The sequence below is a fragment of the Staphylococcus sp. NRL 16/872 genome, assembly GCF_022815905.2.
Taxonomy (GTDB): Bacteria; Bacillota; Bacilli; order Staphylococcales; family Staphylococcaceae; genus Staphylococcus.
Map to the genome: position 1 here is coordinate 1 of NZ_CP119327.1, position 23,374 is coordinate 23,374.

16 protein-coding genes, 2 tRNA genes, 1 riboswitch and 1 other annotated feature are annotated in these 23,374 nt (G+C 36.1%); of the genes, 17 read left to right on the forward strand and 1 reads right to left on the reverse strand.

Annotated features, from left to right (window positions below; all coding sequences use genetic code 11):
• The 6 genes from dnaA to gyrA all read left to right on the forward strand — a co-directional run bounded on the left by dnaA (position 1) and on the right by gyrA (position 9,252).
• Positions 1 to 1,356 (forward strand): chromosomal replication initiator protein DnaA, encoded by a 1,356-nt coding sequence (gene dnaA / locus MT340_RS00005; protein WP_243603441.1) that lies wholly within the window; start codon positions 1 to 3, stop codon positions 1,354 to 1,356.
• 292 nt (positions 1,357 to 1,648) lie between these two features.
• Positions 1,649 to 2,782: a DNA polymerase III subunit beta gene (gene dnaN / locus MT340_RS00010; protein ID WP_243590202.1), complete on the forward strand. Its 1,134-nt coding sequence runs from the start codon at positions 1,649 to 1,651 to the stop codon at positions 2,780 to 2,782.
• A 382-nt stretch (positions 2,783 to 3,164) separates the two neighbouring features.
• On the forward strand, positions 3,165 to 3,407 hold the full coding sequence (gene yaaA / locus MT340_RS00015; protein ID WP_174694733.1) for a S4 domain-containing protein YaaA: 243 nt from the start codon (positions 3,165 to 3,167) through the stop codon (positions 3,405 to 3,407).
• Complete coding sequence (gene recF / locus MT340_RS00020) at positions 3,404 to 4,519, forward strand: DNA replication/repair protein RecF (protein WP_243588231.1); 1,116 nt, start codon at positions 3,404 to 3,406, stop codon at positions 4,517 to 4,519. The genes yaaA and recF overlap by 4 nt, the downstream gene beginning before the upstream one ends.
• A 9-nt stretch (positions 4,520 to 4,528) precedes the next feature.
• Positions 4,529 to 6,463: a DNA topoisomerase (ATP-hydrolyzing) subunit B gene (gyrB, locus tag MT340_RS00025; protein WP_243588232.1), complete on the forward strand. Its 1,935-nt coding sequence runs from the start codon at positions 4,529 to 4,531 to the stop codon at positions 6,461 to 6,463.
• 104 nt (positions 6,464 to 6,567) lie between these two features.
• Positions 6,568 to 9,252 carry a DNA gyrase subunit A gene (gene gyrA, locus MT340_RS00030; protein WP_243588233.1) on the forward strand — a complete coding sequence of 895 codons (2,685 nt, stop codon included), beginning with the start codon at positions 6,568 to 6,570 and terminating at the stop codon, positions 9,250 to 9,252.
• Between the two features lie 617 nt (positions 9,253 to 9,869).
• Here gyrA and MT340_RS00035 read toward each other — a convergent pair.
• Positions 9,870 to 10,682, reverse strand: coding sequence for an NAD(P)H-hydrate dehydratase (locus tag MT340_RS00035; protein WP_243588234.1), 813 nt, complete (start codon positions 10,680 to 10,682; stop codon positions 9,870 to 9,872).
• A gap of 286 nt (positions 10,683 to 10,968) precedes the next feature.
• Positions 10,969 to 11,173, forward strand: a binding site (T-box leader).
• An 84-nt stretch (positions 11,174 to 11,257) separates the two neighbouring features.
• On the opposite strand from MT340_RS00035, the gene serS reads away from it, so the two are divergent.
• The 11 genes from serS (at position 11,258) to MT340_RS00090 (ending at position 23,019) form a co-directional block, all read left to right on the forward strand.
• Entirely contained in the window at positions 11,258 to 12,544 is a 1,287-nt protein-coding gene (serS, locus tag MT340_RS00040; RefSeq protein WP_243588235.1) for a serine--tRNA ligase, read from the forward strand.
• Positions 12,545 to 12,874: 330 nt separating this feature from the next.
• Positions 12,875 to 13,567, forward strand: a complete 693-nt coding sequence (locus tag MT340_RS00045) for an AzlC family ABC transporter permease (protein WP_243588236.1) — start codon at positions 12,875 to 12,877, stop codon at positions 13,565 to 13,567.
• Positions 13,564 to 13,893, forward strand: coding sequence for an AzlD domain-containing protein (locus MT340_RS00050; protein ID WP_243588237.1), 330 nt, complete (start codon positions 13,564 to 13,566; stop codon positions 13,891 to 13,893). Before MT340_RS00045 ends, MT340_RS00050 begins: the two co-directional genes overlap by 4 nt.
• A gap of 98 nt (positions 13,894 to 13,991) precedes the next feature.
• Positions 13,992 to 14,095: riboswitch (SAM riboswitch) on the forward strand.
• A 73-nt stretch (positions 14,096 to 14,168) separates the two neighbouring features.
• Entirely contained in the window at positions 14,169 to 15,137 is a 969-nt protein-coding gene (gene metX / locus MT340_RS00055; RefSeq protein WP_243588238.1) for a homoserine O-acetyltransferase MetX, read from the forward strand.
• 98 nt (positions 15,138 to 15,235) lie between these two features.
• A complete protein-coding gene (locus MT340_RS00060; protein ID WP_243590203.1) occupies positions 15,236 to 16,162 on the forward strand; it encodes a YybS family protein in 927 nt (308 codons plus the stop codon).
• 27 nt (positions 16,163 to 16,189) lie between these two features.
• Positions 16,190 to 18,157: a DHH family phosphoesterase gene (locus MT340_RS00065; RefSeq protein WP_243588239.1), complete on the forward strand. Its 1,968-nt coding sequence runs from the start codon at positions 16,190 to 16,192 to the stop codon at positions 18,155 to 18,157.
• Positions 18,154 to 18,600 carry a 50S ribosomal protein L9 gene (gene rplI, locus MT340_RS00070; protein WP_103329656.1) on the forward strand — a complete coding sequence of 149 codons (447 nt, stop codon included), beginning with the start codon at positions 18,154 to 18,156 and terminating at the stop codon, positions 18,598 to 18,600. Before MT340_RS00065 ends, rplI begins: the two co-directional genes overlap by 4 nt.
• 909 nt (positions 18,601 to 19,509) lie before the next feature.
• The gene (dnaB, locus tag MT340_RS00075; RefSeq protein WP_243588240.1) at positions 19,510 to 20,910 is read left to right on the forward strand and encodes a replicative DNA helicase; all 1,401 of its coding nucleotides are present in this window, start codon (positions 19,510 to 19,512) and stop codon (positions 20,908 to 20,910) included.
• A gap of 287 nt (positions 20,911 to 21,197) precedes the next feature.
• Positions 21,198 to 22,481, forward strand: a complete 1,284-nt coding sequence (locus tag MT340_RS00080) for an adenylosuccinate synthase (protein ID WP_243588241.1) — start codon at positions 21,198 to 21,200, stop codon at positions 22,479 to 22,481.
• A 383-nt stretch (positions 22,482 to 22,864) separates the two neighbouring features.
• Positions 22,865 to 22,939 (forward strand) — tRNA-Glu (locus tag MT340_RS00085).
• 7 nt (positions 22,940 to 22,946) lie between these two features.
• Positions 22,947 to 23,019: transfer RNA gene (locus MT340_RS00090), tRNA-Asp, on the forward strand.
• Positions 23,020 to 23,374 lie beyond the last annotated feature (355 nt).

Genomic DNA, 23,374 nt, shown 5'->3' on the forward strand with positions numbered 1-23,374 from the left:
ATGTCAGAACAAGAAATTTGGAAAAAGGTATTAGAGGTTGCTCAAACAGAAATCTCAAAGACTACTTTTAATACGTTTTTAAAAGATACAGAACTCAAAGAAATTCGTGATAATGTTGCATATATCTTTGTCATTGATGAATTTTACGCCAATTGGTTAAATGCCAATTACAAAGACGTTATACAAAACATTATGAAAGATATTATTGGTTATGAAGTTGATCCAAAATTTTTCACTGCTGAACAGTTAGCTGAACTCGATGAAACGAGTCGCAAGTCTTCAAAGACTGAGGAAACTAAGACCCAAGCGATTGAAGAACCTCATGTTGGTACCGATCAATTCGATACACACAACACGTTTGATACTTTCGTTATTGGACCTGGCAACCGTTTTCCTCATGCAGCAAGCTTAGCTGTCGCTGAAGCACCCGCTCAAGCCTATAATCCATTATTTATTTATGGAGGCGTTGGTTTAGGTAAAACGCATTTGATGCATGCAATCGGGCATCATGTATTAAGTAATCAACCAAACGCTAAAGTGCTTTATACCTCTAGTGAAAAATTTACAAATGACTTCATTAAATCTATTCGTAACAATGAACCAGAAGCATTCAGAGAGAAATATAGAAATATTGATGTCTTACTTATTGATGACATTCAATTTATTCAGAATAAAGAGCAAACACAAGAAGAATTCTTCCATACTTTTAATGAGTTACATCAAAATAAGAAACAAATTGTCATTTCAAGTGATCGCCCACCTAAAGAAATTGCCAAGCTTGAAGACCGTTTACGTTCACGCTTTGAATGGGGCTTAATCGTTGATATTACACCGCCTGATTATGAAACTCGTATGGCTATTCTTCAAAAGAAAATCGAAGAAGAAAATTTAGAAATACCTGCTGAAGCACTTAATTACATTGCCAACCAAATTCAATCTAACATTCGTGAATTAGAAGGTGCATTAACACGTTTACTTGCTTATTCAAAACTTCAAGGAAGACCTATCACAACTGAATTAGCAGCCGAAGCACTTAAAGACATTATTCAAGTTCCTAAATCTAAAAAGATTTCAATTCAAGATATTCAAAAAGTTGTAGGACATTATTACAATGTTCGCATTGAAGACTTTAGTGCTAAGAAACGTACAAAATCCATCGCATATCCACGTCAAATCGCAATGTACCTATCTAGAGAACTGACTGATTTTTCATTACCAAAAATCGGTGAAGAATTTGGTGGCCGTGATCATACGACAGTCATTCATGCTCATGAAAAAATTTCGAATGACATTAAGGCTGATAGCATCTTTAAACAAGAAGTTGAAGATCTGGAAAAGGAAATTCGCAAGCAATAAGTGATAACTGTTATATAACAGATTATAATTTTTTAAAGTGGGAAATAAAAAAGTGACTTTAGAGGCTAGATTTTTAAGTTCAAAGTTATCTTAAATGATTTAAAATATAAATAGTGATATGTGGATAGTGTTAAAAAGTAATACACACCATCAACAGTTTATCCACATGTGTATAACTTTGACACTTAAGACTTTTACTAAGATATCCACTAATCCACAAGCCCTACTACTATTACTATGATTTTAAAACCTATATAATTTATATATAAACGACTGGAAGGAGTTTAAATTAATAATGGAATTCACAATTAGAAGAGATTATTTTATTACTCAGTTAAATGACACACTAAAAGCAATCTCACCAAGAACAACTTTACCAATCTTAACAGGTATCAAGATTGACGCTAAAGACAACGAAGTGATTCTTACTGGTTCAGATTCTGAAATCTCTATTGAAATCACTATTCCAAAACAAGTAGATGGTGAAGACATTGTCACTATTGCTGAAACTGGTTCTGTAGTACTTCCTGGTCGTTTCTTTGTAGATATTATTAAAAAATTACCAGGTAAAGACGTTAAATTATCAACCAATGAACAGTTCCAAACATTGATTACATCAGGTCATTCAGAATTTAACTTAAGTGGTTTAGATCCTGATCAATATCCACTATTACCACAAGTTTCACGTGATGACGCGATTCAATTATCAGTGAAAGTACTTAAAAATATCATTGCACAAACAAACTTCGCAGTGTCCACCTCAGAAACACGACCAGTATTAACTGGTGTCAACTGGCTTATACAAGATAATGAATTATTATGCACTGCCACTGACTCACATCGCTTGGCTGTAAGAAAGTTACAACTTGAAGATGAATCAGAAAATAAAAATGTCATCATTCCAGGTAAAGCATTATCTGAATTAAACAAAATTATGAGTGACAGTGATGAAGACATCGATATCTTCTTTGCATCTAACCAAGTGTTATTCAAAGTAGGTAACGTCAACTTCATTTCACGTTTATTAGAAGGACATTATCCTGATACAACACGATTATTCCCAGAGAATTATGAAATTAAATTAGGATTAGACAATGGCGAGTTCTACCATGCAATCGATCGTGCTTCATTACTTGCACGTGAAGGTGGTAACAATGTTATTAAATTAAGTACAGGTAATGACGTAGTAGAATTATCTTCAACATCTCCTGAAATCGGTACTGTTAAAGAAGAAGTTACAGCAACTGATGTTGAAGGGGGCAACTTGAAGATTTCATTCAACTCTCGTTATATGATGGATGCTTTAAAAGCTATCGATAATGATGAAGTTGAAGTTGAATTCTTTGGTACGATGAAACCATTTATTCTTAAACCTAAGAACGATGATTCAGTAACCCAATTAATTTTACCAATCAGAACTTATTAGAGATGATAGGTTGATTTTGGTCACAATGATTTTCTTTAAAAATCATTGTGGCCTTTTTTATCGTTGGAAATTCATTTTAAGCCCTCTCAGCCGTCCACTATGGCAAAAGAATGAATGACTTGTGGATAAATATTGTTTTTCTTATTTTTAAGCTAAAATAGGCCTTAAAATTAAAATTTGGATATGTACAAATTCCCAACGTATGAAATTAGCATTTTCAAAAAATAAAAAAGCCGCTTCAAACTCCTTAAATCACAGCTAAAATTCTCTCAAAACTACTTTCATAAAAATTTCTCTTAAAGTAAGCGATTTCACATTTCATTTTAAATGAAATTTAATCCTAAAAAAGATATAATATATTAATGACACATAAAGAAACGGAGTGATTATTTTGGTTCAAGAAGTCGTAGTTGATGGCGACATCACGTTAGGTCAATTTCTTAAAACAGAAGGCATCATAGAGTCTGGTGGACAAGCGAAATGGTTCTTACAAGATTATGAAGTCTTAATTAACGGTGAACGTGAAACACGTCGCGGTAAAAAACTAGCTGACCAAGATCGAATTGATTTCCCTGATATTCCTGAAATTGATTCTGTAATCATTATTCATCAAGGTGAACAATGAAGCTTAAAACACTCCAACTAGAAAATTATCGTAACTATGAAGCGGTTACGTTAAATTGTCATCCTGAAGTGAATATTCTTATTGGCGAAAATGCCCAAGGGAAGACAAATTTACTTGAATCAATTTATACGCTAGCTTTAGCAAAAAGTCATCGTACGTCTAATGATAAGGAGCTCATACGATTTAACGCGGATTATGCTAAAATAGAAGGTGAGCTAAGTTATAGACACGGAACAATGCCACTGACAATGTTTATAACTAAAAAAGGTAAACAAGTTAAAGTGAACCACTTAGAGCAAAGTCGACTAACGCAATATGTTGGACATCTTAATGTGGTTCTTTTTGCGCCAGAAGATTTGAATATTGTCAAAGGGTCTCCTCAAATACGTCGTCGTTTTATAGATATGGAACTAGGTCAAATATCTGCAGTTTATTTAAACGATTTAGCTCAATATCAACGTATTCTTAAGCAAAAGAATAACTATTTGAAACAGTTACAGCTTGGTCACAAGACCGACACAACGATGTTGGAAGTGTTAAATCAACAATTTGCGCAATATGCGCTTAATGTGACGTTAAGACGTGACCATTTTATAAAAGAGCTTGAATCTCTAGCTAAACCGATCCATTCCGGTATTACAAATGAGCGTGAAACATTGTCATTAAAGTATTTACCAAGTATTAAGTTAAGCGATACAGAGAAAGACCCTAATGCACTGTTAGACGAAGTGATTACTTTGTTAAATGACAATATTAAACGCGAAATGGAGCGTGCCGTGTGCTTATATGGTCCGCATAGAGATGACTTAGGATTTAACGTTAATGGCATGGATGCTCAGACGTATGGTTCGCAAGGGCAACAACGTACGACGGCATTATCCATCAAGTTAGCAGAAATAGAATTAATGAATATTGAAGTAGGAGAATATCCCATCTTGTTATTAGATGACGTACTGAGTGAGTTGGATGATTCTCGTCAAACCCATTTATTAAGTACGATTCAACATAAAGTACAAACCTTTGTGACAACAACATCAGTAGAGGGCATCGATCATGAGATTATGAATAATGCGAAACTCTACCGAATCAGTCAAGGTGAAATTATTAAGTAAGAGAAAGTGATGGTGAATACATTGTCAGATGTAAACAACACAGATAATTATGGTGCTGGACAGATACAGGTATTAGAAGGACTAGAAGCGGTTCGTAAAAGACCTGGTATGTATATTGGTTCAACTTCAGAAAGAGGCTTACACCATTTAGTATGGGAAATTGTTGATAACAGTATCGATGAGGCACTAGCTGGTTATGCCAATGAGATAGAAGTCATTATTGAAAAAGATAACTGGATTAAAGTAACTGACAATGGTCGTGGTATTCCTGTTGATATTCAAGAGAAAATGGGACGCCCAGCAGTAGAAGTTATCTTAACTGTATTACATGCCGGCGGTAAATTCGGCGGTGGCGGATACAAGGTTTCTGGTGGACTTCACGGCGTAGGGTCATCTGTTGTAAATGCCTTATCAGAGAAGTTAGAAGTCTACGTTCATCGTAACGATACAATTTATCATCAAGCTTATAAACGAGGTATACCTGAATTTGATCTTAAAGAAGTTGGAACAACAGAGAAAACGGGTACAGTGATTCGCTTTAAAGCTGATTCAGAAATCTTTACTGAAACAACAATTTATAATTATGAAACACTTCAAAAACGTATTAGAGAATTGGCTTTCTTAAATAAAGGAATTTCAATCACATTAAGAGATGAACGTGAGGAAGAAGAACAGCGTGAAGATACATATCACTATGAAGGTGGTATTAAATCATACGTTGAATTATTAAACGAGAACAAAGAGCCTATCCACGATGAACCAATTTATATTCACCAAACTAAAGACGATGTAGAAATTGAAATTGCAATGCAATACAACAGTGGCTACGCAACGAATTTATTATCTTATGCCAATAATATTCATACGTACGAAGGCGGAACGCATGAAGATGGTTTCAAACGTGCGTTAACGCGTGTGCTTAATAGTTATGGTACACACAGTAAAATCATTAAAGATGATAAAGAGCGTTTATCTGGTGAAGATACACGTGAAGGTTTAACTGCCGTTGTTTCAATTAAACACGGCGATCCTCAATTCGAAGGTCAAACTAAGACGAAACTAGGTAACTCAGAAGTGCGTCAAATTGTGGATAAACTATTCGCAGAGCACTTTGAAAGATTCTTATATGAACATCCTAACGTTGCTAGAACGGTTGTTGAAAAGGGTATCATGGCCTCACGTGCACGTGTAGCTGCTAAAAAAGCACGTGAAGTGACACGTCGTAAATCTGCCCTAGAAATCTCAAGCTTACCAGGTAAACTTGCAGACTGTTCTAGTAAAAAGCCAGAAGAAAGTGAAATCTTCCTAGTAGAGGGTGACTCTGCCGGGGGGTCTACAAAAGAAGGCCGTGACTCTAAGACACAAGCGATTTTACCGTTAAGAGGTAAGATTTTAAATGTGGAGAAAGCACGTTTAGACCGTATCTTAAATAACAATGAAATTCGTCAAATGATTACAGCCTTTGGTACAGGTATTGGTGGCGAATTTGATATTTCTAAAGCACGTTATCATAAAATCGTTATCATGACAGATGCTGATGTCGATGGTGCGCACATTAGAACGTTATTATTAACATTCTTCTATCGTTTTATGCGTCCACTTATTGAAGCGGGATACGTCTATATCGCCCAACCACCATTGTATAAATTGGCACAAGGTAAACAAAAATACTATGTGTTTAATGATCGTGAATTAGATAAATTAAAATCTGAACTTAACCCTACACCGAAATGGCAGATTTCACGTTATAAAGGTTTAGGTGAAATGAATGCGGATCAATTATGGGAAACAACGATGAATCCTGAAAACCGCATGATGTTACAAGTTAAACTTGAAGATGCTTTAGACGCCGACCAAACGTTTGAAATGTTGATGGGCGACGTTGTTGAGAATAGAAGACAATTTATTGAAGAAAATGCAGTTTATGCAAATTTAGATTTCTAATTTGTTGCTTATCTGCATGAGTTATAGCACAGGCTGTTAAGCGATAAAATGTATTAACAGTCTGACTATTCATTTTTAAGTGATGATAGAAGGAGGATATCTTGATGGCTGACTTACCTCAATCAAGAATTAATGAACGAAATATAACCAGCGAAATGCGTGAATCATTCTTAGACTATGCAATGAGCGTTATCGTTTCACGTGCATTACCTGATGTGCGTGATGGTTTAAAACCTGTACACCGTCGTATCTTATATGGTTTAAATGAACAAGGAATGACACCTGACAAACCATATAAAAAATCAGCACGTATCGTCGGGGACGTTATGGGTAAATATCACCCTCACGGCGACTCTTCAATCTATGATGCCATGGTTCGAATGGCACAAACGTTTAGCTATCGTTATCCACTTGTAGATGGTCAAGGTAACTTTGGTTCAATGGACGGCGATGGTGCTGCGGCTATGCGTTACACAGAAGCGAAGATGACTAAAATTACATTGGAACTGTTACGCGACATCAACAAAGATACAATTGACTTTTTAGATAACTATGATGGCACTGAAAGAGAGCCGGAAGTCTTACCTTCTCGTTTCCCCAATCTTTTAGTTAACGGTGCTTCAGGTATCGCAGTAGGTATGGCTACTAATATTCCTCCTCATAATTTAACTGAAGTCATTAATGGTGTATTACATTTAAGTAAGAATCCTGATGTTACCATCGCAGAACTTATGGAAGATATCCAAGGCCCTGACTTCCCTACAGCGGGCTTAATTTTAGGGAAAAGTGGTATCCGACGTGCATACGAAACAGGACGTGGTTCTGTTCAAATGCGTGCCCGTGCAGAAATCGAAGAACGTGGTGGTGGCCGTCAACGTATCGTCGTGACTGAAATTCCATATCAAGTCAATAAAGCACGTATGATTGAGAAAATTGCTGAACTTGTACGTGATAAAAAAATTGAAGGTATTACAGACTTACGTGATGAAACAAGTTTACGTACAGGGGTAAGAATTGTGATTGACGTGCGTAAAGACGCTAACGCGAATGTTATTCTTAATAATTTATATAAACAAACGCCATTACAAACATCATTTGGTGTGAATATGATTGCCCTTGTACATGGACGTCCTAAGTTAATCAATTTAAAAGAAGCGTTAGTTGAATACTTAGAACATCAAAAAATCGTCGTACGTCGTCGTACGGAATATAACTTGAAGAAAGCGAAAGACCGTGCACATATTTTAGAAGGGCTACGTATTGCGTTAGACCATATCGATCAAATCATTTCTATCATTCGTGAATCTGATACAGATAAAGTTGCTATGGAAACGTTACAAGAACGCTTTGAGCTTTCAGAACGCCAAGCACAAGCTATTCTTGATATGCGTTTAAGACGTTTAACAGGTTTAGAACGCGACAAGATTGAATCAGAATACAATGAACTATTAGGCTATATTGCTGAATTAGAGAAGATTCTAGCAGATGAAGAAGTGTTACTTCAATTAGTCCGTGATGAATTAACCGAAATCAAAGAGCGTTTCGGCGATGAACGTCGTACAGAAATTCAATTAGGTGGTTTAGATGATTTAGAAGATGAAGACTTAATTCCAGAAGAACAAATTGTGATTACATTAAGTCATAATAACTACATTAAACGCCTACCTGTTTCAACATATCGTTCTCAAAATAGAGGTGGACGTGGCGTACAAGGTATGAATACGCTTGAAGAAGACTTTGTCAGCCAATTAGTTACGCTAAGTACGCATGACCACGTGCTATTCTTCACGAATAAAGGACGCGTTTACAAACTTAAAGGTTATGAAGTGCCAGAGCTTTCTCGTCAATCGAAAGGTATTCCAGTTATTAATGCGATTGAACTTGAGAACGATGAAGCAATTAGTACAATGATTGCGGTAAGAGATCTTGAAGATGAGAATAGTTACTTAGTATTTGCGACTAAGAATGGTATTGTGAAACGTTCTGCATTAAGCAACTTCTCACATATCAATAAAAACGGTAAGATTGCGATTGGATTTAAAGAAGATGATGAACTGATTGCTGTACGTTTAACAGATGGTCACCAAGATATCTTAATCGGTACCTCTCACGCATCACTTATCCGCTTCTCTGAGAACAGTTTACGTCCATTAGGTCGTACAGCTGCAGGTGTACGTGGTATCTCATTACGTGATGGTGACGTCGTAGTTGGTTTAGACGTCGCGCATGCAGATAGTGAAGATGAAGTTTTAGTTGTTACTGAAAATGGTTACGGCAAACGTACGCCAGTAAGTGAATATCGTTTATCTAATCGTGGTGGTAAAGGTGTTAAAACTGCTACGATTACAGAACGTAATGGTAATATCGTATGTATCACTACAGTGACGGGCGATGAAGATTTAATGATGGTTACAAATGGTGGCGTCATTATTCGCTTACAAGTAGATGATATTTCTCAAACTGGTCGTTCAACGCAAGGTGTGCGTCTAATGAAACTGGGCGATAATCAATCTGTTTCTACTGTGGCTAAAGTTCAAGATAATACAGAAGATGAAGATGTAGCAGAAGTGGCTCAAGCAGAAGATACATCTAATGCGGAAAGTACAGAAAGTCCAAGTGAACATCTTGTAGATGATACTACGCCAGGCAATGCGCTTCATACGGAAGCAACAGAAGATATAGCTTCTGAAGATGATAGTAATGAACGTGTTGAGCTTAGACAAGACTTCATGGATCGTGTGAATGAAGATATTGAAAATGCTTCAGAAAACGATAGCGATAACGAATAATAATTCGAAAATAAGACTACCCTCTCGTGAAGGTAGTCTTATTTTTTAGGAGTTCTAAGATAGATTTTCACTCACTTAAGTTGAGACGCTTGCCTAGGGGGTTGGGTCGAGCCTTGGTCTTGTAAAGAAGTTCTTAGATGAATGTTACTCATTTTGTTGCGACGCTTTCTTGCGGGAAAGGCTTAAGCCTGTAGTCTTATAAAGTCGTTCTTAGATAGATGTTCACTCACTTAAGTTGAGCCGCTTGCCTAGGAGGCTGGGTCGAACCACGGTCTCGACACTCATCCTGCTCCCTCAGGCGTCGCTCAACTACGTTACATTATCCATTTTAGAACTACTTACTTAAGGGTACAGCGCTTAAGTTCATCAATAAACCTAGCTCCCTCAGGAGTCACACAACGTCATTCGTAGTTTATCTTTAGAATTTCTTACATAAGTACAACACACTTATATACTTTATTATTTATTTTATGAGTTTTAGTAGTTAATTTTCATTATCTATTTTTAGAATTATTAACGTAGGTGTGTGTAAATTTATTTACCATTTCTAGCTCCATATAAAACAAACGCTCTGATTTTCTTATAATGGGAATATCAGAGCGTTTTCATTTTAAATATTAGTTTTCTAATTCTTTCATTACGTATGGGATTTCATTAATTAAACGTGAAGGTGGTACGACGTACATTTTTTCAGCAAGTTTTTCACCAATATAACTGTGTGTATAGGTTGCACTCGTCACAGCATCTTTTAAGCTATCGAATTGGCCAACAAAACTTGTAATCATACCCGCAAGTGTATCTCCCATGCCGCCTGTTGCCATAGCTGGCGTACCAATTCCAAGTTTATAGTCTTCATCTTTAAAGTAGATTTCTGTGCCATGTTTTTTCAACACCACTGTGGCACCTAGTTTATCTACAGCTTCTCTATTACGATCATAAGTTTGTTCTTCAATAGGAATACCACTTAAACGTTCCCATTCTTTTTGATGTGGCGTAAAGATAACGCGACATGTTGGAAGTTCTGGTTTCAATTTACTGAATATTGTAATCGCATCACCATCAACAATTAAATTTTGGTGGGGCTGAATATTTTGTAGTAAAAATGTGATTGCGTTATTTCCTTTGAAGTCAACGCCAAGTCCTGGACCAATTAGGATACTATCTGTATTTTCAATGAGCTTTGTTAGCATTTTAGTATCGTTAATATCTGTTACCATTGCTTCTGGACAACGAGAATGAATAGCCGCGTGGTTATTTGGATGTGTAGCGACTGTAATTAAACCACTTCCACTAAACACACAAGCGCGTGCAGCTAACATAATAGCGCCACCTAAGTTTGCACTACCACCGATTAATAAGATTTTACCGTAATCGCCTTTATGTGTTTCATCTTTACGTTTTGGAATATTAACAGAAGTTAATGTTTCCATGAACAAAACCCTCCCTCTTTAAGAAGTCTGTCTTTACGTTCAGTCCTCTTATGACATATATTTTCCAAGTCTGAACTTTAACTTTATAGAGAAAGGTCAGACATTCATGAGTTTTAAATACAATAGAAAATACTATACCTACAAGAGACTTTCGTCAACACTATTATAAGAAATATTTAAGAGCTTTAATTGCTGAAAATGATAGCGTTTTCCTAAATAGTAAATTTAACATTAGCAATTGCTTGAAAATTCTAAAAGACTTTGCTATATTAAAAATAACTTAATAAGTTATTGTTCGTAGGCCAAGTAACATAATACGTTAATTTCAGAGAGCTTGTGTTGAGTGTGAACAAGTAATTGATGATTATGCGAATCTACCTACAATTGTGAGCAATCGGTAATAACCGTTATTTTAGGAAAGTGCAATTTAGTACATTATTTATGTGTTAAATTGTTAAATAGGGTGGCAACGCGTAGACCACGTCCCTTGTGAGGGATGTGGTCTTTTTTTATTTATTTAAAAGTAGCGACCATTCTTAATAAATTTTTTCAAAAATGGGAAGGATGAATTGTACATGTTAGATATCAGACAATTTAGAGATGAAACTGACAAAGTTAAGAGCAAAATTGAATTACGTGGAGACGATCCAAAGGTTGTTGACGAAGTATTAGAATTAGATAATCAACGTCGTGAATTAATCGGTAAAACTGAAGAAATGAAAGCGCGTCGTAACAAAGTAAGTGATGAAATCGCTGAAAAGAAACGTAATAAAGAAGATGCTGACGACGTTATTAAAGAAATGCGTGAACTTGGTGACGAAATCAAGAACAATGACGCTAAATTAAACGAAGTAGATAATAAAATTAGAAACATCTTAATTCGTATTCCTAACTTAATTGCAGACGATGTGCCACAAGGTGATTCTGATGAAGATAACGTTGAAATCAAAAAATGGGGTACACCTCGTGAGTTTGATTTCGAACCTAAAGCACACTGGGATTTAGTTGAAGAATTAAAAATGGCAGACTTCGAACGTGCTGCTAAAATCTCAGGTTCACGTTTTGTTTACTTAACTAGAGATGGTGCATTATTAGAACGTGCATTAATGAACTACATGCTTACTAAACATACAACTGAACATGGTTATACTGAAATGATGACACCTCAATTAGTTAACGCAGACACTATGTTTGGTACAGGTCAATTACCTAAATTTGAAGAAGATTTATTTAAAGTTGAAAAAGAAGGATTATACACAATTCCAACTGCAGAAGTTCCATTAACAAACTTCTACAGAGACGAAGTGATTCAACCAGGCGTTTTACCTGAAAGATTCACTGCTCAAACTGCATGTTTCCGTAGTGAAGCGGGTTCAGCTGGTAGAGATACAAGAGGTTTAATCCGTTTACACCAATTCGACAAAGTTGAAATGGTTCGTTTCGAACAACCAGAAAATTCTTGGGATTCTTTAGAAGATATGACTCAAAATGCTGAATCAATCTTAGAAGAATTAGGTTTACCATATCGTCGTGTTATCTTATGTACTGGAGATATCGGTTTCAGTGCAAGTAAAACATATGACTTAGAAGTTTGGTTACCAAGTTACAATGACTACAAAGAAATCAGTTCTTGCTCAAACTGTACTGATTTCCAAGCGCGTCGTGCAAACATCCGCTTCAAACGCGATGCTTCTGCTAAACCAGAATTAGCACACACATTAAATGGTAGTGGTCTTGCGGTAGGTCGTACATTCGCAGCTATCGTTGAAAACTATCAAAACGAAGACGGTTCAATTACAATCCCAGAAGCATTAGTACCTTACATGGGTGGTAAAACTGAAATCCGTCCAGTAAACGACTAATCTAACATTTAAATATTAGTTATTAAAAACGATGAGGATGATCAGATTCCTCATCGTTTTTTGTATCTATAAATCACTTTTTCTTATTAAAGTAACACAGTAAAATGAGTGGAATTAGACTGCTTCAATTGGGGTAATTCTACCTCAACTAGCTAAAGTCACAATATTCAAAAACATTGTCAAATCAACGTTTTTACACCTCTTTCAGTCTAACTTCACACAAACCTCCGTCTTAGACTGTTGCCACTATGGTAAGCGTGTATTAGACTAATCTTATTACTTAAATATTTATGTTCTTTAATTCAAAATTTAATAAAAGGGGGTACTTAAATGACGTCACATGTGACATTTAAACAAGGTGTCAAAGAATGTATTCCAACACTATTAGGATACGTTGGAATTGGATTGTCATTTGGAATCGTGGCAGCGCAACATTTTAGCATTTTAGAAATTCTCTTACTATGCTTACTCGTTTACGCAGGGGCAGCGCAATTCATCATTTGCGCACTTGTCATCGCAGGTACGCCTACATCCGCAATTGTCCTAACGACATTAATTGTAAACTCGCGTTTCTTTCTCTTATCAATGACACTCGCACCTAATTATAAAGATTACGGCTTGTGGAATCGTATAGGCCTCTCTTCTATTCTTACTGACGAAACGTTTGGTGTAGCCATCACGCCTCACTTGAAAGGGGAGACAATTAACGATCGCTGGTTACACGGTCTTAATCTTACAGCGTATATCTTCTGGGCACTTGCAAGCATGGCAGGACATATATTCGGTAAATATATTTCTAATCCAGAAATGCTGGGGTTAGACTTCGCTATCACAGCTATGTTCATCTTTCTAGCAATGGCTCAATTTGAATCTATCACACGTTCAAAACTAAAAATATATCTTGTATTAATTGCATGCGTGATCGTTATGATGCTCATCTTAAGTTGGTTCATGCCATCTTACGTCGCTATTCTTTTCGCATCAATCTTCGCAGCAACATTAGGGGTGGTGATGGACCGATGACAACATCTTGGCATATGTTAATCCTAATCGTTTTATGTGGACTCGTAACCATTATCATTCGAATCATACCATTCTTAATGATTTCAAGAATTCATCTCTCAGAAACCGTCATTAAATGGTTATCATTCATCCCAATCACATTATTCACAGCGCTTATCCTAGACGGTATCATTGTGCAAGAACAAGGCGTTCAAGGTTACACACTTAACATCCCGTACATCCTCGTAACCATCCCAACCGTTATTATCGCACTCATCACACGTAGCCTAACCGTAACTATACTCATAGGCATCGCACTTATTGCCGGTATACGTTTCTTCTTTTAAAAGGCAGCACCAAACAGCTGACCATTGAAGTTATACCGACAATCAGATAAAATAAATTCAAACGAAAGTTAACGTGTAAATAAATAAAATAACATGAAACCTTATTATGAGAAGCAGAGGGACTTGGCCCGAAGAAGCTTCAGCAACCGGCAACTTCAAGTACGGTGCTAAAACCAACGAGACACTACTCGAATGATAAGTATTAAAGCGTAATCGCTTCTTACTTCTTAAACAAAGAGTAGGAAGCGATTTTTTTATTTAAAGGAGGTAATTGCATGACAAATTATACCGTAGATACATTGAACCTAGGACCCTTTACGACAGAATCAGGAGAAACCATTGAAAATTTACAGTTACGTTATGAACATGTGGGCTATTCAGGTCAGCCTTTGGTCGTCATTTGTCATGCGCTTACAGGTAATCATTTAACTTATGGCACGGACGAACATCCTGGATGGTGGCGTGAAATTATTGATGGTGGCTACATGCCTATATATGATTACCAATTTCTTACATTTAACGTTATCGGTAGCCCATTTGGTTCAAGTTCGCCGTTAACGGATCCACATTTTCCAAAGCATTTAACCTTAAGAGATATCGTTAAAGCCATTGAAAAGGGGATACAAGCACTCGGCTTCAATAGAATTAACATCTTAATTGGAGGCAGTCTAGGTGGCATGCAAGCGATGGAATTACTTTATAACAATCAATTCCAAATAGACAAAGCGGTCATCTTAGCTGCTACAGACAAAACCTCGTCATATAGTCGTGCATTTAATGAAATCGCACGTGAAGCGATTCAATTAGGAGGTAAAGAAGGATTAAATATTGCACGTCAACTAGGTTTCCTTACTTATCGCTCTTCTAAAAGCTATGATGAACGCTTTACACCAGATGAAGTCGTCAGCTATCAACGTTATCAAGGTGATAAATTTAAAGAAACCTACGATTTGTCATGTTATTTAACCATGTTAAATGTGTTAGATAGTCACAACTTAGATCGAGGTCGTGACGATGTTGATGAAGTGTTACAGTCTTTAGATACAAAAGTATTAACAATGGGCTTTACAGATGATTTACTCTATCCCGATGATCAAGTAAGAGCAGTAGGGGAGCGCTTTAAATATCATCGCCATTTCTTTGTCCCAGATAATGTAGGGCATGATGGCTTCCTATTAAACTTTAATGACTGGGCACCCAATCTCTATCATTTCTTAAAAGTCACAAATTTTAAACGTAAATAAGAAAGCACCACTTCTAATAAGAAGAGAATACGGCTAGTTTAATCCATTTGTTTTAATACACCATAGAGGTTAAAATAGAGGTTATAGTCAAAAAAAGTATAGGAGTGGCGAATGTGTTTTCAAAAGTACATCCTAAAGCAACGATACTAGGGACATTAGCACTTGTCATTGTTGCTTTAGTAACGTATGTATTACCACCTCTTGGTTTAGTATTATGCCTATTCGCTACCATCCCTGGTGTTATTCTGTGGAATAAATCAATACCATCGTTTGGGATTGGAGCTTTAGTAACCGTAATCTTAACCACTTTATTAGGTAATACATTTGTATTAAGTGCCATGATTTTAGTTTTATTATTTAGTTTTGTAATTGGCCAATTATTAAAAGAACGTGCATCTAAAGAACGTATCTTATATATAGCCACAGCTTATTTAAGTATATTTACTTTAGTCGCATTTATGTTATTACAAGTATTTAAAAAAATTCCAAGCGCATCAACATTAATTAAACCGTTTAAGGAAACAATGCATGATGTGGTTGTAATCTCAGGTGTGGAATCTGATTATAAAGCAATTTTTGAAGAAGCCTTCCGACAAATGTCGGTTCAACTTCCAAGTTTTCTAATCGTGCTCATCTTTATTTTTGTTTTAATTAATCTCATTATTACATTTCCAATTCTACGTAAATTTAAAGTAGCAACACCTATTTTCAAACCACTATTTGCTTGGCAAATGAATCGTTCATTATTATGGATATATATGATTGTATTGCTAGGGGTCATGGTGGCAAATGAGCCAAGTATTTTCCAAAGTATCGTGTTAAATTTCGAAGTTGTGTTATCATTATTGATGTATATCCAAGGATTGAGCTTGATTCATTTCTTTGGAAAAGCAAGACGTATGTCAAACGCTGTTTCAATATTGTTAATGGTCGTGGGGACGCTAATAACGCCATTTACGCATATTGTTTCATTACTTGGGGTACTTGATTTAGGAATTAATTTAAAACGAATGATTAAAAAATGACTTTAAAAAGCGAATAGAGGTGGAATAATGAACCGTCAATCCACTAAAAAGGCATTAATCATACCTTACATTTTAATGGTACTTACTGCGATAGCTCTTGTTGTCGTCTGGTTTATTTTCAAACCATTAGTCGCAACAATTGCTGCTGCTGGTTTAGTCGTTGTGATTATTATTAGCATCGTATTAGTAAGACAAGCCTTATTAAAAATGGATAATTATGTGGATAACTTGAGTGGTCATGTGTCGGCAGGAAGTAATAAAGCAATTAAACGCTTGCCGATTGGTTTGGTTGTACTTGATGAGAATGATCATATTGAATGGATTAACCAATACATGTCTGAACACTTAGAAACGAATGTCATCTCAGAACCAGTCAATGAAGTTTTTCCTAATATTTTAAAGCAACTTGAAAAGGTTCAAGAAATTGAAATCGAACATGGACAATATCACTATCATGTACGACATTCTGAAGAAGAGAAATGTTTATACTTCTTTGATATTACGGAACAAGTACATACGAATGAATTGTATGAAGAATCGAAACCAATAATTGCAACACTTTTCCTCGATAACTACGATGAAATTACGCAAAATATGAACGATACGCAACGTTCAGAGATCAACTCCATGGTCACTCGTGTGATCAGTCGTTGGGCTTCTGAATATAATATCTTTTTCAAACGTTATAGTTCAGATCAATTTGTCGCATACCTGAATCAAAAGATTTTAGCTGAAATTGAAGATTCTAACTTTGAAATCCTCAGTCAGTTACGTGAGAAGAGTGTCGGTTACCGTGCCCAATTAACTCTAAGTATTGGGGTGGGGGAAGGCACTGAGAACCTTATCGATCTTGGCGAACTTTCCCAATCAGGTCTTGATTTAGCATTAGGACGTGGTGGGGACCAAGTAGCCATTAAGAATATGAATGGTAACGTACGTTTCTACGGCGGTAAGACTGACCCGATGGAGAAACGTACACGTGTAAGAGCGCGTGTTATCTCTCATGCTTTAAAAGATATCTTAACTGAAGGCGATAAAGTCATCATTATGGGACATAAACGTCCGGACTTAGATGCGATTGGTGCGGCAATTGGTGTCTCTCGTTTCGCATTAATGAATAATTTAGAAGCCTATGTTGTATTAAATGAAGAAGATATCGATCCAACGTTACGTCGTGTGATGGATGAAATCGATAAGAAACCTGAGTTGAAAGAACGTTTCGTAACGTCTGATGAAGCTTGGGACATGATGACATCTAAGACAACGATTGTCGTTGTAGATACGCACAAACCTGAAATGGTTTTAGATGAAAATATTCTAAATAAAGCGAACCGTAAAGTGGTCATTGATCACCATAGACGTGGTGAAAGCTTTATTTCAAATCCATTGTTGGTATATATGGAACCATACGCAAGTTCAACTGCAGAACTTGTTACGGAATTACTTGAATATCAACCAACTGAACAACGTTTAACACGTCTAGAATCAACAGTAATGTATGCAGGTATCATTGTGGATACACGTAACTTTACATTACGTACGGGTTCAAGAACGTTTGATGCGGCAAGCTATTTACGTGCCCATGGTGCAGATACTATCTTGACGCAACACTTCTTAAAAGATGATGTGGATACGTATATTAATCGTTCAGAACTTATCCGAACGGTTGAAGTTCAAGATAATGGAATCGCAATTGCCCATGGTTCTAATGAAAAAATTTATCATCCTGTTACGGTTGCACAAGCTGCGGATGAGTTGTTAAGTTTAGAAGGTATTGAAGCTTCATATGTTGTGGCCAAACGTGAAGATAACTTAATTGGTATCTCTGCTCGTTCACTAGGCTCTATCAACGTTCAATTAACGATGGAAGCACTAGGTGGTGGAGGTCACTTAACCAATGCAGCAACACAACTTAAAGACTTAACAATTGAAGAAGCAATCGAACGTTTACAACAAGCAATTACTGAACAATTGAGTAGGAGTGAAGACGCATGAAAGTAATATTTACACAAGATGTTAAAGGTAAAGGTAAAAAAGGCGAAGTTAAAGACGTACCAGTAGGTTACGCTAATAACTTTTTATTAAAAAACAACTATGCTGTTGAGGCAACTCCGGGTAATTTAAAACAATTAGAACAACAAAATAAACGTGCTGAAGCGGATAGACAACAAGAGATTGATGATGCTAAAGCATTGAAAGCGAAATTAGAAGAGATTGAAGTTGAAGTAAGTGCGAAAACAGGTGAAGGTGGTAAGTTGTTTGGTTCTGTAAGTACTAAGCAAATTGCTGAGGCACTTAAAGCTCAACACGATATCAAGATTGATAAACGTAAAATGGATTTACCTCAAGGTATCCATGCGTTAGGTTATACGAATGTTCCTGTGAAATTAGATAAAGAGGTTGAGGGAACTATCCGTGTTCATACAGTAGAGAAATAATACTTCTTTAAATACTTTCCTAGCGGAAAGAAATTTTGTTGGTTTGGCTTTTAACTTCGCTTAAGTTGAGACGCTTGCCTAGGGTACAGTTTCAGCCAGAATTACCTCACAGATAAATCTGTGGGTAATTCTAAGGTCTTCTAAAGTAGTTCTTTGATTTTAATCATTAGAACTACTTACTTAAGTGAGTAAGCACTTAAGTTCCTTTCCCCAGCTTGCTTTGTTTGTAGACTTTCTATGCGAAAGTCTTTGTGCTGGGGCCCCGCGCTCAACTACGCTTCGTTAGCCAATCACAAAATTTCTCTTTTTCTAAAAAAGAATTTACTACTTTAATATTAGTTAAATTATAGTCTATAGAAATAGAGTTATTATCTGACATACTTATTTATATATTTTATTAAGAGTTCTAATTAGAAACTTTTATCTTATTCAGTTAGCTTCGCTTTCCGTGGATACAGTCTCAGCCAGAATTATCTCACAGATGAATCTGTGGATAATTCTAAGGTCTTCGACTTGTATTGTTTCCACAGGAGTCTCGCTACTTCATTCGATAAGTTTCTAAAAGAATTTCTAACATTCTTATATAAAGTAAGTGATTTTAGTACTCAAATTAATTAAATTTAGGCATATTAAGTTAATCTTGCCTTATGAATTAATTTTTTATGGATTTAGATGAATAACGAATGATGTTGCGCGACTCTTGGCGGAAAAGAAAGAGCCTCAAGACTACAGGCTTGAGCCTTTCACGCAAGAAAGCGTCGCAACAAAATGAGTGAAAGTCATCTAAAGCCTATAACTTAAGGTTGAACATGAAAAATAGAATTCAAAGTAAGAATTAAAATTTAATTGAACAATGTTGCACTGTGTTTGGGAAATTTAAGATGGATTGATTTAGAGGTGTGATGATTGATGGATAATATGTATGATCAAAAACAAATGCCCCATAATAATGAAGCTGAACAATCTGTCTTAGGTGCAATTATTTTAGATCCACAATTAATTGGAACGACTCAGGAGGCCCTACTTCCTGAGTCATTTTATCGAGGCGCCCACCAACATATCTTCAGAGCAATGATGAACTTGAATGAAGATAGTAGCGAAATTGATGTTGTTACGTTAATGGACCAATTAACGAAAGAAGGTACATTAAGTGAAGCTGGTGGTCCTCAATATTTAGCGGAACTCTCTAATAATGTACCGACGACACGAAACATTCAGTATTATACAAATATCGTTGCTAATCTGGCATTAAAACGTAGATTAATACAAACTGCAGATAGTATCGCTAATGATGGTTATAATAACGAACTTGAATTAGATGCAGTTTTAAGTGACGCAGAGCGACGTATACTTGAGTTATCAGCTAATCGTCAAAGTGATGGTTTCAAGGACATTCGAGATGTTCTAGGACAAGTATATGAAACGGCAGAAGAACTTGACCAAAATAGTGGACAAACGCCTGGTATTCCTACAGGATATCGCGATTTAGACCAAATGACGGCAGGATTTAACCGTAATGATTTAATTATTTTAGCGGCACGTCCGTCGGTAGGTAAGACTGCCTTCGCTCTTAATATTGCACAAAAAGTAGCAACACATGAAGATAATTATACTGTAGGTATCTTCTCACTTGAGATGGGCGCAGATCAATTAGCTACACGTATGATTTGTAGTTCTGGAAATGTAGATTCAAACCGTTTAAGAACTGGGATGATGACGGAAGAAGACTGGAATCGTTTTACTATTGCGGTTGGTAAGTTATCTCGTACGAAGATATTTATTGATGATACGCCAGGTATTCGAATTACAGATTTGCGTTCTAAATGTCGTCGTTTGAAACAAGAACATGGTTTAGATATGATTGTGATTGACTATTTACAATTGATTCAAGGTAGTGGGTCACGTTTTTCAGATAATCGTCAACAAGAGGTTTCGGAAATTTCACGTACATTAAAAGCAATTGCTCGTGAATTGGAATGTCCGGTTATTGCCTTAAGTCAGTTATCTCGTGGTGTAGAACAACGTCAAGATAAACGCCCAATGATGAGTGATATTCGTGAATCTGGATCTATCGAGCAAGATGCGGATATTGTAGCGTTCTTATACCGTGACGATTATTATAATCGTGGTGAAGACGAGGATGACGATGATAGTACAAATTTTGAACCGCAATCTAATGATGATAACGGTGAAATTGAAATCATCATTGCTAAGCAACGTAACGGCCCGACTGGAACGGTTAAGCTACACTTTATGAAACAATATAATAAATTTACAGATATTGATTATGCTCATGCTGAAATGACATAATAAATTTAAAATAATTTTTGACGTACATTATTTATTGATTGTATAATAATGTACGGTTTTTATTTTAATTTAAGCTAATCTCAATTTTTGAAGTATGTGTCTTTCATTTTAAAAAATGTACTTTGAAATATTGGTATTAAAGGGATTTTGACAGTTTGTTGATTGAATTCATTTTCAAGAGAAGAAGCGATAAGGATAAAATTTAATGTTCGATTTTTATTTGCATTATGAGGTTCGTATTGATAGAATACTTAATGGTTAATTGAGAAAACTTTGGAGGTGCTCACATGTCATCAATCGTAGTAGTTGGGACACAATGGGGAGACGAAGGTAAAGGTAAAATTACAGATTTCTTAGCGGAACAAGCAGATGTTATTGCACGTTTTTCAGGTGGTAATAACGCTGGTCACACAATTCAATTTGATGGGGAAACTTACAAATTGCATTTAGTGCCATCAGGTATTTTTTATAAAGATAAATTAGCAGTGATTGGTAATGGTGTAGTTGTTGATCCAGTTGCATTATTAAAAGAATTAGACGGTTTAAATGAACGTGGTGTATCTACATCAAACTTACGTATTTCAAACCGTGCGCAAGTGATTCTTCCTTATCACTTAGCACAAGATGAATACGAAGAACGTCGTCGTGGCGATAATAAAATTGGTACAACTAAAAAAGGTATTGGTCCAGCTTATGTAGATAAAGCGCAACGTATCGGTATTCGTATGGCTGATTTATTAGAAAAAGAAACATTTGAAAGACGTTTAAAAGAAAATATTGAAATTAAAGATGCTTATTTCAAAGGTATGTTTAATGAATCATGTCCACGTTTCGATGAAATCTTTGATGAATATTATGCTGCAGGTCAACGTTTAAAAGAGTTTGTTACTGATACAGCTAAAATCTTAGACGATGCGTTTGTAGCTGAAGAAAAAGTATTATTTGAAGGTGCACAAGGTGTCATGTTAGATATCGACCATGGTACATATCCTTTCGTAACTTCAAGTAACCCTGTTGCAGGTAACGTAACAGTTGGTACTGGCGTAGGCCCAACTTTCGTATCTAAAGTGATTGGTGTATGTAAAGCTTATACATCTCGCGTAGGTGATGGTCCATTCCCTACTGAATTATTTGATGAAGATGGTCACCACATCAGAGAGGTTGGTCGTGAATACGGTACAACTACAGGACGTCCACGTCGTGTAGGTTGGTTCGATTCAGTAGTATTACGTCACTCTCGTCGTGTAAGTGGTATTACAGACTTATCTATTAACTCTATCGATGTACTTACAGGTTTAGATACTGTGAAGATTTGTACTGCATACGAATTAGATGGAGAAGAAATTACAGAATATCCTGCGAACCTTGATCAATTACGTCGTTGTAAACCAATCTTTGAAGAGTTACCAGGATGGGAAGAAGATATTACAGGTTGCCGTACTTTAGAAGAGTTACCTGAAAATGCACGTAAATATTTAGAACGTATTTCTGAATTATGTGGCGTACGCATTTCAATCTTCTCAGTAGGTCCAGATCGCGACCAAACTAACTTATTAGAACAATTATGGTAAAAAAGGTGTGAAGAAAAGCGTTTAGAACTTGAGCAGAACCGAAAAGCGAGCAAAACTGTTCCTCAAGTTTTGACGAGTCTTTGAGAGTATCTGCCGAGAAACCTGCTTATCGAAGACCGTCTATCATATTGTGAATGTAAAAATGGAATTATTGTTAAAAATAATTTTTGTTTAATAAGCAGACATTGATTTTTCAATGTCTGTTTTTTCTTTTAGTTGAGGTGTAAAAGGGTTAAAAATGAATTATTTGTAAACTTAGAAGCATTGATATAACAGGGTTTTACGGCAATATTTAAGTTTTCTAAAAAAATATTAAAATTATGTAAAAAATGTCTTGTCTTTAAAATAAAGGCTGTGCTATAATCTATCTTGTGCTTAAGAACGGCTCCTTGGTCAAGCGGTTAAGACACCGCCCTTTCACGGCGGTAACACGGGTTCGAGTCCCGTAGGAGTCACCATTTAAAAGGTCTCGTAGTGTAGCGGTTAACACGCCTGCCTGTCACGCAGGAGATCGCGGGTTCGATTCCCGTCGAGACCGTATTGCTTACCCAAAAGGGTAGGCATTTTTTTATGCCTTTTTTGCTTAGTAACCCCCATTTCTTGTGGCAGACCTCTTTATACTCCCTTTTCAAAAAACAAGACTACGGGCATAGTCAAAAAGTTAAATATTCCTCAATTGCGTTCAATGCGTTACAGGTTTGTGACGGCGCAACACATTCTTAATATTTCTATGTGAATGGCCTTATAAACGTTGATAGGCAGACCTCAAAAGCTATCATCTGCTTGTAATAATTCTCCAATTATGTGTCATTACGACTTTTATCTCATTTCAAACGTGTTCAACTTATTTGTAATATTAAATTAGAGTGGTAAACTTGAAACTAATATTATTC